Annotated in this window: 15 protein-coding genes; 14 read left to right on the top strand and 1 reads right to left on the bottom strand. The window is 63.1% G+C overall.

Annotated features, from left to right (window positions below; genetic code table 11):
• Window positions 1-9: 9 nt before the first annotated feature.
• Entirely contained in the window at window positions 10-2112 is a 2103-nt protein-coding gene (locus tag IQ35_RS14520; RefSeq protein ID WP_235600765.1) for a TonB-dependent receptor, read from the bottom strand.
• A gap of 97 nt (window positions 2113-2209) precedes the next feature.
• Between IQ35_RS14520 and IQ35_RS14515 the strand changes: the two genes are divergently transcribed.
• The 14 genes from IQ35_RS14515 to IQ35_RS14450 all read left to right on the top strand — a co-directional run bounded on the left by IQ35_RS14515 (window position 2210) and on the right by IQ35_RS14450 (window position 15392).
• Window positions 2210-2692: a hypothetical protein gene (locus IQ35_RS14515; protein WP_145074376.1), complete on the top strand. Its 483-nt coding sequence runs from the start codon at window positions 2210-2212 to the stop codon at window positions 2690-2692.
• A 202-nt stretch (window positions 2693-2894) separates the two neighbouring features.
• On the top strand, window positions 2895-3230 hold the full coding sequence (locus tag IQ35_RS14510; RefSeq protein ID WP_199739963.1) for a recombinase family protein: 336 nt from the start codon (window positions 2895-2897) through the stop codon (window positions 3228-3230).
• A gap of 309 nt (window positions 3231-3539) precedes the next feature.
• On the top strand, window positions 3540-3815 hold the full coding sequence (locus IQ35_RS14505) for a metal/formaldehyde-sensitive transcriptional repressor (protein ID WP_145074373.1): 276 nt from the start codon (window positions 3540-3542) through the stop codon (window positions 3813-3815).
• Between the two features lie 8 nt (window positions 3816-3823).
• Window positions 3824-4798 carry a CDF family Co(II)/Ni(II) efflux transporter DmeF gene (gene dmeF / locus IQ35_RS14500; RefSeq protein ID WP_145074369.1) on the top strand — a complete coding sequence of 325 codons (975 nt, stop codon included), beginning with the start codon at window positions 3824-3826 and terminating at the stop codon, window positions 4796-4798.
• On the top strand, window positions 4795-4989 hold the full coding sequence (locus IQ35_RS14495) for a DUF1289 domain-containing protein (protein WP_145074366.1): 195 nt from the start codon (window positions 4795-4797) through the stop codon (window positions 4987-4989). The genes dmeF and IQ35_RS14495 overlap by 4 nt, the downstream gene beginning before the upstream one ends.
• A complete protein-coding gene (locus tag IQ35_RS14490; RefSeq protein ID WP_145074363.1) occupies window positions 4986-5492 on the top strand; it encodes a hypothetical protein in 507 nt (168 codons plus the stop codon). The genes IQ35_RS14495 and IQ35_RS14490 overlap by 4 nt, the downstream gene beginning before the upstream one ends.
• 58 nt (window positions 5493-5550) lie before the next feature.
• A complete protein-coding gene (locus tag IQ35_RS14485; protein ID WP_145074361.1) occupies window positions 5551-6831 on the top strand; it encodes a TolC family protein in 1281 nt (426 codons plus the stop codon).
• Window positions 6831-8084: an efflux RND transporter periplasmic adaptor subunit gene (locus tag IQ35_RS14480; RefSeq protein ID WP_145074358.1), complete on the top strand. Its 1254-nt coding sequence runs from the start codon at window positions 6831-6833 to the stop codon at window positions 8082-8084. The genes IQ35_RS14485 and IQ35_RS14480 overlap by 1 nt, the downstream gene beginning before the upstream one ends.
• Window positions 8074-11280: an efflux RND transporter permease subunit gene (locus IQ35_RS14475; protein WP_145074355.1), complete on the top strand. Its 3207-nt coding sequence runs from the start codon at window positions 8074-8076 to the stop codon at window positions 11278-11280. The genes IQ35_RS14480 and IQ35_RS14475 overlap by 11 nt, the downstream gene beginning before the upstream one ends.
• Before the next feature lie 107 nt (window positions 11281-11387).
• A complete protein-coding gene (locus IQ35_RS14470) occupies window positions 11388-12062 on the top strand; it encodes a HupE/UreJ family protein (protein WP_446539670.1) in 675 nt (224 codons plus the stop codon).
• Window positions 12063-12080: 18 nt separating this feature from the next.
• Window positions 12081-12734: a transmembrane anchor protein gene (locus tag IQ35_RS14465; RefSeq protein WP_145074349.1), complete on the top strand. Its 654-nt coding sequence runs from the start codon at window positions 12081-12083 to the stop codon at window positions 12732-12734.
• Window positions 12735-12790: 56 nt separating this feature from the next.
• Entirely contained in the window at window positions 12791-14125 is a 1335-nt protein-coding gene (locus IQ35_RS14460; RefSeq protein ID WP_145074346.1) for an MFS transporter, read from the top strand.
• 4 nt (window positions 14126-14129) lie between these two features.
• Window positions 14130-15053, top strand: coding sequence for a LysR family transcriptional regulator (locus tag IQ35_RS14455; protein WP_145074343.1), 924 nt, complete (start codon window positions 14130-14132; stop codon window positions 15051-15053).
• Window positions 15054-15083: 30 nt separating this feature from the next.
• Window positions 15084-15392, top strand: a complete 309-nt coding sequence (locus tag IQ35_RS14450) for a hypothetical protein (protein WP_145074340.1) — start codon at window positions 15084-15086, stop codon at window positions 15390-15392.
• Window positions 15393-15402 lie beyond the last annotated feature (10 nt).

Below are 15402 nucleotides of genomic sequence, written 5' to 3'. Positions count from 1 at the left end.
GCGCCTTGTCTAAAAGCTCATTCTAACCGTAGCTCGCGCCGTCGTCGGCGCACCAGGCATGATGTTGTTGTCGTTGTAGGCGGACGAGAAATAGTTGCTGTTGAGGAGGTTCTCGACGTTGATTTGCGCCTCGATCTGGGGGGTGAGCTTGAAGAATGCGGCAGCATCCACACGGGTGAAGGCGGGCAGGACGGCGGTGTTGCTGATGGAAGTGAAGCTCTTCGACTGGTGGTAGACGCCGACGCCGGCCCCGAAGCGAGGGGTGAAGTCGTAGCGGGTCCAGAGCGAAGCCTGCTGTTTGGGAACCAGCGGTACCTCGCGCCCGGCCGGGGCCGCGCTCGTCGTCTTGCGAATCTTCGCGTCCTGCAGTGCATAGCCCGCACTGACCTGCCATTGGGGTGTGATCGCGCCGCTCAGGCCGAGCTCAAGCCCTTTGCTGCGCTGCGCGCCCGTAAGCACCGTCCGCGTGGCGTCGTTGGGGTCGGTCGCGCGGGTGTTGGTACGGTCGAGGCGGTAGACAGCAGCGGTCAGGTTCAGCGTTGGAAAGATATCCCATTTGAGGCCAAGTTCGTAATTGTCGAACTTCTCCGGCTCCAGCGCGGCGCTTGTAATGTCGAGCGATGAAAACTGATCGCCCGACTGGGGCAGGAAGGACCGGCTATAGCTGGCGTAGATCGAGACGGGTTGCACCGGCTTCAGCACCACCCCCAGACGGGGAGACCAGAGAGTGTCCGTCCGGCTATAGCTCTGCCCGGCGACCAGGTCGTCGACGCTGAGCTTGAAGCGGTCGCGGCGAACGCCGCCGATGACATCGACATGTTCGCCGATCGAAATCTGGTCCTGCACATAGAAGGCAGTGGCGTCGGCATTTGTCCGGATCGACCGGTAGCCGGTATTGGCGGTGGTGCGCAGCGTCACCGGCGGCACCGTGATCCGGTCGGCCAACCCCACAAAGACACGCCGCCCTCCATTGACGATATCGCCGCTTCCGAAAAAGCCGTTGATCCGCTGGTTGCGCGTGCGCTGATCACCAACTTCAAAGCCGGCGAGCAGCACGTGGCGGACGGGGCCGGTGGTGACGGTCCAGACAAGGTCGTTCTGGTTGAAGAAGTTCTTGCGCGTCGTGGGATCGCTATAGGCTTCGATGCCGACGCTTTGGATGCCGACGCGCGGCGTGACCGGGGTCACCGCAAAGGCGTTCCGATAGAGCTTGTCATAGTCGCCGTACAGGACCCGACTGGTCAGGGTCAGGTTGTCGCTGAACCGATGCTCGATGCGCCCGCTCAGGACCTTGGCCTCGAAATCGCTGACGTTGAAACCCGGAACACCGAAGAAGGTGTCGCGGAAGCCGGTGAGGGGGCGTGACGGGCTCGTCAGAGAGCCCTGCGCAGCCGAGGGGACGCCTCGATCGATCGTGCGCTTGTCATTGTTATATTCGAACCCCAGGTCGATCCGGGTGGTGCCACCGAGGGATAGGGCAAAGGTCGGATTGATCGCAATCCGGCGTCCGTCGTAGAAATCGCGGTTGCTGTTGAACTCCTCGTAAACGGCGTTCAGCCGAGCGGAGGCGGATTCGCCGATCGGCTGGTTGATGTCGGTGTCGACATACCATGCGCCATATGTGTCCGCCGAGCCGCTGCCGCTGATGAAGGCGTTGGCAACGGGGCGCTTGGTGACGCGGTTGACGATCCCACCCCCACCGCCGCGCCCGAAGATCATCGCGTTGGGGCCTTTCAGGACCTCGATCCGCTCTGCATTGTAGAGGCCGCGGTAATATTGCACATCGTCACGCAGGCCGTCGACGAAGAAGTCCGCGGTGCTGTTATTGCCGCGCAGGATGATCTGATCGCGGTGGCCCTCGCCCTGAGAGATCACCGCGCCGGGGACATAGCGAAGCACGTCGGCGATCGAGCGCATCGCCTGGTCGTCAATCTGCGCCTCGGTGATGATCGACGCCGCCTGCGGAACGTCCTTGAGACTGGTCGGTGTGCGGGTGGCGGTGCTGGTCGCGTCGACTTGGTAGCCGTCCCGGACGCCGGTGACGATGATTGTTTGGCGGGCGTCCGTAGCCGGGATGGCTGGCTGATCCTGAGCCGCTGCGGGCACGGCCATCATTCCAAGGCCTAGCGCACCGCATAATCTACTTTTCCTCATTTCACCCCCTTTGCGAATCGTTCTCAATCATTGACGCGCCCTATGCTAGATACGAATGCATCGCAATAGCGACTCTGATGAAATATGGGCGATGACGGTGATGGTGCGCATAGACCCCAATGCAGGGGACGCCGAGCGGATCGTGGTGCGGCTGCTGCGCCGCTACGCGGCGTGCCGGCAACTCGGTGAGCAACCCCTGCCGCCGCTCACCAGACTAGGGGGCGAGTTCGGGATTCCGGCTCCTGCGGTGGTCGCCCTGGCCAGCGTTTTTCAACTCACTGAAGGATGCCTTGGCCGGGCATTGGTTGCCGAATGCTGTTGTAATCCAATGCTCAGCGCGGACGAGCGCGCGCTGTTGCTGCTTCTTACGCGAACGTACGCTGAGCCGGCTTTGGGCAGCTCAGATATACCGCAGGGTTTGCCAGGTGCGCTTGTCTGGGCTGTTGCGAGCGCACGCCGGCTTCTCAATCCATCGTTTCCAGAGCGGATGAATGGCGCCAGCCAGCCTTCAATGGCAACGTGTACCTCCGCAAGATGACATGAAGGGTCCAGCCACGATTTCCCCCCTGTCTAGCATGTGATAATGTCCTATCTCCCGTCTCCCGCGAACGCTCGTTCGCGGGAGAGCCGCACCGATGGCGGCGGAAGGCTCTGGAAATGGCCCTTCAGCCTCCGAAAACAGTCCCTCGGTTCAGTCTCCGAAATCCGGCTAGGTTCTGGCAAGGTTCAGGAGAAGGCCTTTGCTCGTCGGCTATGTGCGCGTGTCCACCAGGGATCAGTCCCTGCCCCCCCAACGAGACGCGCTCCGGGAAGCCGGGTGCGGGTGGGTGTTCATGGAGACGCCGTCGGGAGCGCAACGCGACAGCCCGGAGTTGAAAGGCGCCCTTGACTATCTCCGTGCCGGCGAGAAGCTGGCGTTGTGGAAGCTCGACCGGCTGGCGCGCTCCGTCCGACAGTTCGTTGAGACGGACGAAGATTTCGCCAAGCGCGAGAGCGGTCTTCGGGGGCTCACCCGGGCGATCGACACCACCAGCCCCGGCGGGCGGCTCGTGTTCCACGGCGACGGGCGGAGGTGAGGTTGGCTAGTTTATCAACGCCGCTCAGATGCCCGCAATGTGCCGCCGCCTGCACTACGTCAGGGTACTCTGGGCGGTGGCTGAGATGAAATGGCGGCAAGCGGCGGTATTTGGCGCCCCGCACCGGATAAACATAACGAATACCTCTCGCCGTTCCCACTACCCTAGCGCCGCCGAACGCCGAAACGAGCAAGCCATTGCCTCCGCTAAACGCCGTTCGCGCTTTGCCGGTGAGCCCGCACTGGTGACCTTCCCCGAACTTGGCAGCTCGCTTGCACTCGAAGCGACTATAGGATAGGGGGATAGGCTATGGCTCACACGCAGGCAAATAGCTCCGAGTTGATTGCGAGGGTCCGGCGCATCGCGGGGCAGGTCGGCGCGGTCGAGCGCGGGCTGGAGCGTAGCGCTTCGTGCGGCGAGGTTCTTCACCTCGTCGCGGCCGTGCGCGGCGCGGTGAATGGACTTCTCGACGAGATCATTGTGGAGCACCTCGATCAGCATGTTGCAAAGCCGGGGCTGAACGATGCCGACCGTCTTCACGCGGCGGAGGAATTGAAAACCGTTATTCGCCGTTACTCGAAGTAGGTTCGTTAATGACTGTCGCCTCTCAAGCAACCCGTTTCGCCCACGATCACATCTTTCTTGGAGCGTCTCACGACGCAAATGCGCGCCGCACACTTTGGGTGGTAGCGCTCACGGCGACGATGATGGTCGGGGAAATTATCACCGGCTATCTGACCGGCTCGATGGCGCTCCTTGCGGACGGCTTTCATATGGCGACGCACGCCGGAGCACTGAGCGTCGCGGCCATCGCCTATTCCTATGCTAAACGACATGCCTCCGATCGCCGGTTCAGCTTCGGGACGGGTAAAGTCGGCGATTTAGCAGGGTTCGCCTCGGCATTGGTCCTAGCAGTCATTGCGATTGGCATCGGCGTCGAATCGGTTGTCCGGCTGTTTCAGCCAATTACAGTGGCGTTCACCGAAGCGGCGATCGTGGCTGTCATCGGCCTCGCGGTGAATGTAGTCAGCGCCTTCCTGCTCGCGGGAGACCATTCCCACGGTCACGGGCATGGCCATTCTCATGGCCACGGGCACCACGATCACGCGCATGACGATCACCGTGAACATCCGGTGGCGGGGATGCGCAGCCAGGACAACAATCTTCGCGCCGCCTATGTCCACGTCCTCGCCGACGCGCTGACCTCGGTGCTGGCGATCATCGCGCTCCTTTCGGGACGCTTTTTGGGCTGGGTGTGGCTCGATCCGGTCATGGGGATTGTCGGCGCCCTCGTGATCGCGCGCTGGTCATGGTCGCTGATGCTTGAGACCGCGTGGGTGCTGCTTGACCGCACTGACGAGCATATCGCCGAGGAAATCCGAGCGTTGGTTGAAACACCCGGCGATGCACGAATTGCCGACCTGCACGTCTGGCGCGTCGGCCCCGATGCCCGCGCCGGCATTGTTAGCGTGGTAGCCGACGACACGGTGGATCGCGCTGCGGTTCAAAAGCGGCTCAAGCCAGTTCACGAACTTCGCCATCTCACCATTGAGGTGCAGTCGATATGAACTCGCCCTGCATTGGGAGGTGCAGTTTTGACGGCCGCACAGGCTGGTGCCGGGGCTGCGGTCGAACCACCGGGGAAATCCGGGGTCGGAAAAGGGCGCAGCCGCATCAGCGGCCCCGGATCGCCTCGGATCTTCCGAGACGGCTTGCTAAGCTCGCGGCAAGCGGCAAAGTCCGGAAATTGGGCGAATGACTGCTTGGTTGGGGAAAGCCCTGCGTGGCGGCAATCATGCAGCCTTGCCTTATCTTGCCGGCCGGTTATGCTCGTTCATCGTGGCTAAATTGACTGGACATCTGGCTTCTAAACTTTGCTCTGCGCTGTGCGTAGCGCTGATGCTCGTCTTTGCCAGCGCCAGCATGGCAAATGTGGTCGATCGCATTCAGCATCAATCGAGTGCAGCCAGCGAGCATGACCACCTTGCATTCAGCAAGATCGCCTTCGAGGTCGACGACCACCACCACGACACACAAGCATCAAACCCCGATGATATCGACGATGCTCCCGACGGTCAGCCGGGAACCGGGCATCATCATCACGTCGATGGCGGCTCAGGGCTGTTTACTCCTGTGTCGCACCAAGCATCTTGGTTGTTTTCGGGGGCCTCACCTTGGCGCCCGACCGTCGATGACCGTATGCCCGGCTTCCTAAGCCACGGGCCTGAACGACCTCCAAAGGGCGTCGCGATCCGCATCTGAACCGCCGCGTCACTTGAGGCGCGGCTTTCGCCACGCCTGCTCGTGAGGCCGATTTGTCATGTTTTCTATATTTGTTGCGCGCCCGTCGGCGCGCGTGCGGCGCGCGCTTGCGATAGGCGCGGCGCTCGCCGCTCTGTCCGCTCCGTCCATCGGAACGGCGCAAGACCTGAGTTTATCAGACGCTCTATTCAGGGTTGCCAGCGGCGATCCCGTCGTGGCGGCGAATGCTGCTCGGCTCCAAGCGGCTGAGGCTGGAATCAACCAAGCCGATGTGCGGCCGCGCGATGTCGTCGGTATCGATGTCGAGGACTTCGCGGGAACCGGCCCTTACTCGCCAATCGAGCGATCACAGACCACCGCTTGGTATGAGCGGACCTGGGAACGCGGTGGCAAGCGAGAGGCGCGTGTAGGTGCAGCCCGGTCACAGCTTGGGGTCGCCACCGAGCGCAATCGCCTGCGAATGCTGGACCTGCTGGCGCAGGTGCAGGCTGCATGGGTCGAAGCGCTGGCCGCCCAGGCTACAATCCCGATCGCAGAGCAACGTCTTGCCGAAGCGCAGCGCATCGAGGCAGAGGTCGGCCGGCGGGTCGGGCGTGCACTTGATCCGTTGTTCGCTGCAGAGCGGGCAAGAACAGCCGTGGCGCAAGCCGAGATCGCTCTGGATCAGGCCCGCGAGACCGCCCGCATCGCTCGGGCCGCGCTCGCCTCCTATTGGGGCGGAACCGCCGATTACAGCCTCCAAACGGCTTCCTTCGGCATCCTTGATCCAACCACAGTTCAAGCTGAAAGCAGCCCTGATCTGGCGGCCCTCTCGGCGGAGCGGGAAGCAGCGGGCGCGCGGTTGCGCCTCGCCGAAACGGGCAATGTCGGTGATCCAACCGGACGCGTGGGGCTGCGGCACTTCGGGCAAGGGAATGATGTGGCGATTATAGTCGGCGCTTCGATTCCGCTCGGCAGCCGCGCAGCAAATCGCGGCAATGTCGCTCGTGCTCAGGCCGACGCACAAGCAGCCGAAGCCGAAATCGCGGTGATGCGGGTGCAGGTCGAACGCGAGATCAGCCGACTCGAAGCCCAACGCGCCGCAATCTTAACCGAGGTCTCTCGTATTGACCGGGAGGTTCTGCCCAGCGCCGAGCGCGCGGTGGTGCTGGTCCGAGACGGTTTCGCGCGTGGCGGCACCGCCTTCACCTTCCTCGAAGTGAGCCAGGCTCAACAAGCAGTGACCGACGCGCGATCCCGTCGCGTCGAGTTGCTGCGCCAATTCCATCTGGCGGGCGCCCGGCTCGACCGGCTGACCGGCCGCCATACCCCTCTCCTTGCCAGCGCGGAGATTCGCTGATGACACGATCCCTTCTCTCGGCGGGCACCTTGCTCGCTTGCGTGCTGCTCGCCGGATGCGGCGGCTCGCCCACGACCAACGAAACGACGGAAGCCGAAACGGCACAAGCAGCCGACGCGGACTATGAGCGCGGGCCGCATCGCGGGCGAATGCTGCGCGATGGCGATTTCGCGGTGGAGATCACCATCTTCGAAGATGGTGTCGAGCCGGAGTATCGAATCTATCCCTATCGGGACGGCAAGCCGCTTGCTCCCGACGAAGTCCACCTCACGATCGAGCAGGAGCGTCTTGGCGGCAAGGTGGACCGTTTCGCTTTCCGGCCGCAGGAAGATTTCCTGCGCGGCAATGGCGTCGTCACCGAACCGCACTCCTTCGATGTGAAGGTGCGCGCTGCCGAAGGCGGGCGAACCCACAACTGGTCCTATGCTTCCTATGAGGGCCGAACCACCATATCGGCGCAAGCCGCTCAGGCTGGCGGTGTTCGCTCTGAACGTGCGGGGCCGGCGACCGTTGCCGAGCTGATCGACATGGCCGGCAGGATCGAAACCACACCGGAAGGCCGGGCCGAGGTGCGAGCGCGCCTGCCCGGACAAATAGTGTCGATGTCGGGCCAGTTGGGACAGCCGATCCAACGCGGACAAACCCTGTTCCGGGTTGAATCCAGTCATTCGCTGCAAACCTACACGGTGTCCGCTCCGATCAGCGGCGTCATCGTCGAAAAAAACGCGAATGTCGGCGATACCACCGGCGACCGCGCAGTATTTGTGATCGCCGATCCCACCAAACTTCATGCCGAGTTCTTCGTGTATCCGCGCGATGCGGAACGCGTCCGCGTCGGGCAAAGCGTGCGTGTGCGCAACCTCGCTGGCGACAACAGCTTTCAGAGCAGGGTGGAAGCGGTGCTGCCAACGGCGGACGTGGCGAGCCAGACGGTTATGGCGCATGTCGAAGTGCCGGCGTCCCTCAGTCGCGGCTTCCGGCCTGGAATGGGAGTCGAGGGATCGTTTGCCGTTGCCGAGGCGCAAGTACCCCTTGCGGTTCGGACGAAGGCTATCCAGCGCTTCCGCGATTTCGAGGTGGTCTATGCCAAGGTCGGCGACACCTATGAAGTGCGAATGCTGGAGGTCGGGCGGCGCACGCCCGAATGGACTGAGGTGCTGGGCGGCCTTGAGCCGGGCACCGAATATGTAACCGACGGCGCTTTCCTTATCCGCGCTGACATCGACAAGTCGGGGGCCAGCCATGACCATTGAGAACGAAACGCCTGTGCGTTCCGAGCTTCTCGAACGCCTCATCTCCAATGCGATCCGCTTCCGCTGGGCGGTGCTCGCCATCGTCGTGCTACTGTGCGGAATCGGCGTCTGGGCCTTCCAGCGGCTGCCGATCGACGCCACGCCCGACATCACCAATGTCCAGGTTCAGATCAACAGCGAGGCGGCCGGCTTCTCGCCGCTCGAAGCAGAGCAGCGCGTAACCTTTCCGGTCGAGACGGCGATCGCCGGCCTGCCGGGTCTCCAATATACCCGCTCGGTGTCACGCTACGGACTTTCCCAGGTAACTGCGGTGTTCGAGGATGGCACCAACATCTATTTCGCGCGCCAGCTCATCAACGAGCGGCTCCAGACCGCGCGTGACCAGCTTCCCGAAGGCGTCATCCCGGAAATGGGGCCGATCGCGACCGGGCTGGGCGAAATCTTCATGTACACGCTGGAGGCGGCGCCGAACGCCCGCAAGGCAGATGGCAGCCGTTATACGCCAGAGGATTTGCGCACGCTTCAGGATTGGGTGATCCGGCCGCAACTCCGCAACACGCCAGGTGTCACCGAGGTCAACAGTATCGGCGGCTATGAACGGCAATATCATGTGACGCCGCTGCCCGACCGGCTCTCGGCCTATGGCCTGACGCTAAATGATGTGGTCGAGGCACTCGGTCGCAACAATGCCAATGTCGGCGCAGGCTATGTCGAGCGCTATGGCGAGCAATATCTGGTCCGCGTGCCGGGTCAGGCTTCGGGCATCGACGATCTCAAGTCGATCATTGTCACCAATCGCGGCGGCGTGCCGATCCGCATCGCCGATGTGGCCGACGTCGGGATGGGCGAGGAGTTGCGGACCGGCGCTGCGACTGAAAACGGGCAGGAAGTGGTGCTGGGCACCGTGTTCATGCTGGCCGGCGAGAACAGCCGGATCGTCGCGCGCGCGGCAGCTGCGCGGCTTGAGGAAGCGGCCAAGGCACTCCCGGCGGGTGTGAAGGCCGTGGCGATCTATGACCGCACCGATCTTGTCGAACGGGCGGTCTGGACTGTCGAGAAGAACTTGCTCGAAGGCGCGCTGCTCGTCATAGTCGTGCTGTTCCTGCTGCTGGGCAATATCCGCGCGGCGCTCATCACGGCGGCGGTCATCCCGATCACCATGCTGATGACGATCACCGGGATGCTTCGTGCAGGCGTCTCGGGCAACCTCATGAGCCTGGGCGCGCTCGACTTTGGCCTCATCGTCGATGGGGCGGTCATCATCGTCGAGAACTGCCTGCGCCGATTCGGCGAGGCGCAGCACCGGTTAGGGCGTCTTCTCGAACGTCAGGAACGCTTCAGTCTAGCGGCGTCGGCCACGTCCGAGGTCATTCGGCCGTCCCTGTTCGGGATGCTCATCATCGCGTTGGTCTATGTGCCGATCTTCGCGCTCACTGGCGTCGAAGGGAAGATGTTCCACCCGATGGCGATCACCGTCGTCATGGCGCTCACCTTCGCGCTGATCCTGTCATTGAGCTTCGTGCCGGCAGCGGTGGCGCTGTTCGTCACCGGCAAGGTCGAGGAGAAGGAAAGCCGCCTCATGGGCTGGGCGCGCAAACTCTATGCGCCCGCGCTCGATACCGCCTTGCGGCTGCGGGTTGCATTCATCGCGGGTGCGGTGGCGCTGGTCGCCATCGCAGGCTTTGCCGCGACGCGCATGGGATCGGAGTTCGTTCCCAATCTCGATGAGGGCGACATCGCGCTTCACGCACTGCGCATCCCAGGCACCAGCCTCAGCCAGGCGATCCAGATGCAGACAACGCTCGAAGCGCGATTGAAGCGGTTCCCCGAGGTCGAGCGGATCGTCGCCAAGATCGGCACCGCAGAGGTCGCCACCGACCCGATGCCACCTTCGGTCGCCGACACCTTCATCATGCTCAAGGATCGCAGTGAATGGCCGGACCCACGCAAACCCCGCGCGGAGCTGGTCCGCGAGATGCAGGAAGCGGCCGCTGCCATCCCCGGCAATAATTATGAGTTCACTCAACCCATCCAGATGCGGTTCAACGAACTGCTGTCGGGCGTCCGGGCCGATGTGGCGATCAAAGTGTTCGGAGATGATCTCGACCGGCTTCTGGAGGTCGGGCGGTCGATTGAAGGCGTGGTGAGTGGGATCGAGGGCGCTCAGGATGTGAGCGTCGAACAGGTGACGGGCCTGCCTGTCCTCCAGATCACGCCCGACCGGCCGGCGCTGGCGCGGCTTGGTCTCAACATCGGCGACATTCAGGATGTGGTGGCCGTCTCGATCGGCGGCCGGGAAGCCGGCCGGATATTCGAGGGCGATCGTCGCTTTCCGGTGATCGTGCGATTGCCCGAGGACATCAGGAGCAAGGCCGACGAGATCGGCAGGTTGCGGATTCCGCTGCCAGGCGATGGCGCCGATCCGCGCGGGTTTGTGCCGCTTGCCGATGTGGCCAAGGTCGAGGTGGTGATCGGCCCGAACCAGATCAGCCGCGAGGACGGCAAGCGGCGCGTGGTCGTGACCTCCAATGTCCGAGGCCGCGATCTCGGTTCCTTCATCGAGGAGCTGCGGCAGAAGGTCGATGCGGAGGTTGAAGTCCCGTCCGGCTATTGGGTGAGCTATGGCGGCACGTTCGAGCAATTGATCTCGGCGGCCGAACGGCTGCGCTTGGTCGTGCCCGCCGCGCTGCTGCTGATCTTCGGGCTCCTCTACGGGCTGTTCCGATCCGCCAGGGACTCCGCCATCGTCTTTTCGGGGGTACCGCTGGCGCTAACCGGCGGTGTGGCGGCGCTATTGATTCGGGGAATGCCGCTGTCGATCTCGGCAGGCGTCGGGTTCATCGCATTGTCGGGCGTGGCGGTGCTGAACGGCGTGGTGATGCTGAGCTTCATCCGCCAACTCCGCGCCAACGGCAGCGGTCTTGAGGACTCGATCCGCGAAGGCGCGCTTACAAGGCTGCGACCAGTGCTGATGACGGCGCTGGTGGCAAGCCTCGGCTTCGTGCCGATGGCGTTCAACGTCGGCGCGGGCGCGGAGGTTCAAAGGCCGCTCGCAACAGTGGTGATCGGCGGCATCATCTCCTCGACGCTGCTGACGCTCCTTGTCCTGCCCGCGCTCTATCGCCTCGTCCACGGGCGCGAAACGCGCTCGGAAGACGAACATCCATCACCCGACACGGCTCCGGCGCAAGCCTGAGTCAGCCACTCCCACGCGCCATATGCCCCCCGGCGCGTGGGAGACTGGAAAGGAGTTTCTTGATGAGTTTCTTTGGCACCATGCAGCGTGTTCCCCGAAACAGGCTGATGCTTGTTTTCGGGTTGCTCGCGCTCTCATTCTGTTTCGGCGTTGACGCCTTCGCCCACAACGTCGCCGAGGGCGACAAAGGCTACATCCAGGAGAGCAGCGGCGTCCTATTCTTCCCGTTCGTATATCTTGGCGCGAAGCACATGGTCACTGGCTACGACCATCTGCTGTTCCTGTTCGGCGTGATCTTCTTCCTCTACCGGATGAAGCACATCGCCATCTACGTCACGCTGTTCGCGGTCGGACACTCGACAACGATGCTGTTCGGGGTGCTGACCGGGATCAGCGCGAACGCCTATATCATCGACGCGATCATCGGCCTGTCGGTGGTTTACAAGGCGCTCGACAACCTGGGCGCATTCCAACGCTGGTTCGGCGTTCAACCGAACACCAAGGCGGCGACGCTGGTGTTCGGCTTCTTCCACGGCTTCGGGCTCGCCACCAAGATCATCGAGTTCGAGATTTCGCCGGACGGCCTTCTTGCGAACCTCATCGCATTCAACATCGGCGTCGAGATCGGACAGCTTCTCGCGCTTGCCGCCATCCTGATCCTGATGGGCTTCTGGCGCCGAACGAGCAGTTTCATGCGCCACGCCTTCGCCGCCAACACTATCCTCATGGCCGCCGGCTTCGTGCTGGTCGGCTACCAGCTCGTCGGCTTCGCCGTCGCCTGATTTCAGGGAGTCTCAATCATGTTCAACGCACAACGCCCCAACCTTGAAGACCTGCCGACCACCGGGCAATTGGTTCGGGCCACGCTCATTGCCGCCGCCGCGGCCGGCGGCCTCCTCGTCACTGTCGTCCTCCCTTCGGAATATGGGGTTGATCCGACCGCCATTGGCCGTGCGCTGGGGCTGACCCAAATGGGCGAGATCAAGATGCAACTCGCCGAGGAAGCGGCGCTGGACGCTGCTGCGGATGCCGCAGCATCGGCGGAAGGCGCCCGCGCGACCGTTGCGCAACCAGGCAGCGGCAGCGCACGACCGCCATCGCCCTCGGCACAGCCGGCCGCCCCGAGCGCGGCTCTCGGCCGCAGCGATTCGACCCGTCTGACGCTGGCACCGGGAGAGGGCGCCGAGATCAAGGTGACGGCGGCAAGAGGCGCACGGATCACCTTCGACTGGTCGGTTGAAGGCGGGCACGTCAACTATGACACGCACGCCGACGCGCCGGGCATCTCCTATCATGGCTATGGCAAGGGTCGGGAATCGACGGGCGAGCAAGGCGAGCTTGTCGCGGCGTTCGATGGAAGCCACGGTTGGTTCTGGCGCAACCGCTCCGGGGCGCCGGTCACGATCACGCTGCGCACTCGGGGCGAATATGGCGAGGTCAAACGGATTGTCTGACACCCCCGCCCTTCACCTGAGACCCTCTCCAAATCCGCGAATCGAATGAGGTAGCGATGCTCTCGGTTCTCGCCAATCGAACCTATCGTCATCTGTTCCTGGCGCAGATCATCGCGCTGGTCGGAACCGGCCTTGCTACGGTGGCGCTGGGCTTGCTTGCCTATGACCTCGCCGGAGCCGACGCCGGCGCGGTCCTCGGCACCGCGATGGCGATCAAGATGGTCGCCTATATCGGCGTCGCACCCATCGTCGGCGCCTATGCAAACCGTCTGCCGCGTCGCGCCTTCCTCGTGGCGATGGACGTGATCCGCGCGCTCATCGTCCTCGCCCTGCCGCTCGTCGATCAGATTTGGCAGATTTATGTGCTGATCTTCGTGCTGCAATCGGCCTCAGCCGGCTTCACTCCGACTTTCCAGGCGACCATTCCCGACGTATTGCCGGAAGAGAAGGATTATACCAAGGCGCTGTCGCTTTCACGGCTCGCGTATGACATGGAGAGCCTGACCAGCCCGATGCTCGCCGCCGCTCTGCTGACGGTGATGAACTTTCACTGGCTTTTCTCGGGCACGGCAATCGGCTTTGTTTGCTCGGCGCTGCTGGTGCTGACGACGGTTCTTCCGCGTGCTGCCGCTCGCAAACCCGGCGGAGGAATCTATGACAATACGACACGCGGTGCGCGGCTCTATCTAAAGACACCGCGGCTGCGTGGACTATTGGCAGTCACGCTTGCCGCCGCAGCGGCCAGCGCGGTGGTCATCGTCAATACGCCTGTGCTGATCCAGGCCATGCTTGGGCGTGGGCAGAGCGCAGTGGCAATTACGCTCGCCGCATTCGGCGGCGGTTCGATGCTCGCCGCGCTGCTGCTGCCGCGTCTGCTCGAACGGGTGTCCGATCGGATCGTCATGCTCTCGGCCGCGTCGGCCATGACGATCACACTTGCCGCGCTCGCGCTGTCTTGGCGCGGTCATGCTTCGCCCGATTATTGGGGAGTGATCCTCGCTGGGTGGCTGATACTCGGTATCGCCTATTCGGCAAGCATTACACCGGGCGGACGCCTGCTGCGGCGATCATCGGGCGAGGTAGACCGGCCGGCATTGTTCGCCGCTCAGTTCGCGCTCAGCCACGTCTGCTGGCTAGTCGCCTATCCACTCACAGGGCAGGCCGGCGCCCTCGGCAGCATGGGAATCGCCTTCGGCGCATCCGCCGTGCTAGCGCTGACAGGCACGCTGATTGCATTCAGAATCTGGCCGAAAGAAGACCCCGAAGTGGTGGCGCATACGCATGACGACTTGCCACCGGATCATCCACATCTTGTCGAGGGGCACCCTGACGGCCGCACGCGCCATGCCTTCGTAATCGACGAGCTGCATCCGCATCGGCCGCTTCGATAACTATATGCCCTTCGACATCCGCCAGCTTCGCTACGCTATCGCCGCTGCCGATCATGGAAGCTTTTACCGTGCGGCCCGCGCACTCGAGGTTGAGCAATCGACGCTGAGCCGCAACATCCTGAAACTGGAGCGGACGATTGGGGTGAAGATCTTCGAGCGTTCGCGCGCAGGCGTCACCATGACGATCGCCGGCAGCACGTTTATCCGCAGCGCGAAGCCGATGCTTGCCAATGCAGACAAGCTGGTGGCTCTGATGCGGGCGACCGGGCAAGGCCATGCCGGTGGGCTGATGATTGGTTACAATAGCTCGGTGTCCGCCGGCAATCTGCGGGCGACCGTCCTGGCATGGCGCGCTGCGCACCCCGACGTCGATGTTGACGGCGTGGAGGCTGACCGAAGCGCGCTCATCGCCGGGCTCGACACGCGGGAGATCGACATTGCAATTTTGATGGGTGAAGCAAACCATGATGGCCATCGGCATGAATCCTTCTGGAGTGAGCGTGTCCTAGCTGCCCTCCCCTCCGATCATCCGTTGGCCGAGCGCGAAATTGTCCACTGGACCGATCTGCTCGGCGAGCGGTTCTTGCTGACCGCCGCCGATCCTGGCTCCGAAATCCGCGATATGTTGCTTGGCCGATTGGCGGGATCGGGCGCGACACCAGATATCAGGATGCACAGGTCCAGCCGCGAGTCGATCTTGAGCGTCCTGGGTGGAGGACTTGGCGTATCAATCGTCTGCGAAGGCGCCAGCGGCGCGCGCTATCCCGATGTTGTTTACCGTCCGATCCACGGCGAACAGGGACCAGCGCTGATCTGTTATTCGGGTTACTGGCGCGAAGACAATGGTAATCCAGCACTGCGGCGTTTCTTGGAATTCATCAAGGCGCGCTATGCTCTCCCTTTTGATTGCTCGCAGAGATTGCAGTAAATTAGGCGACAAGTTCTTGGAGTTACCGCTATGTGGAAAAGCAAGACAATCATCGTTGTGATCGTCACTTTGGCGATCGGCTTCGCGGGTGGATTCATCTTGCGGCCCGTCACCGCGCCGCCGCAGCAGGCAGTTGCCGCCGCCAGCCCGTCGCCCGTCGCTCCGGTGCCAACCGAGGCGCGCGGCACGCAGTACTTCGTGGCGAATATCGACGAGGCGCGACAGGTCGTGGCCGGATGCCGCGACGGCTCGGTCCGTGGCGGCGAATGCGCCACAGCCGAGGAAGCGATCATCAAGGTCGATGCCGCGGAACGCCGCAAGCGTTTCCTCGGCAACTGATCCTGGCGCG

The sequence above is a fragment of the Sphingobium wenxiniae genome, from assembly GCF_007830065.1.
Lineage (GTDB): Bacteria > Pseudomonadota > Alphaproteobacteria > Sphingomonadales > Sphingomonadaceae > Sphingobium > Sphingobium wenxiniae.
Note: the sequence above shows the minus strand (reverse complement) of the source record. Positions and strands in the feature narration are given on the sequence as shown.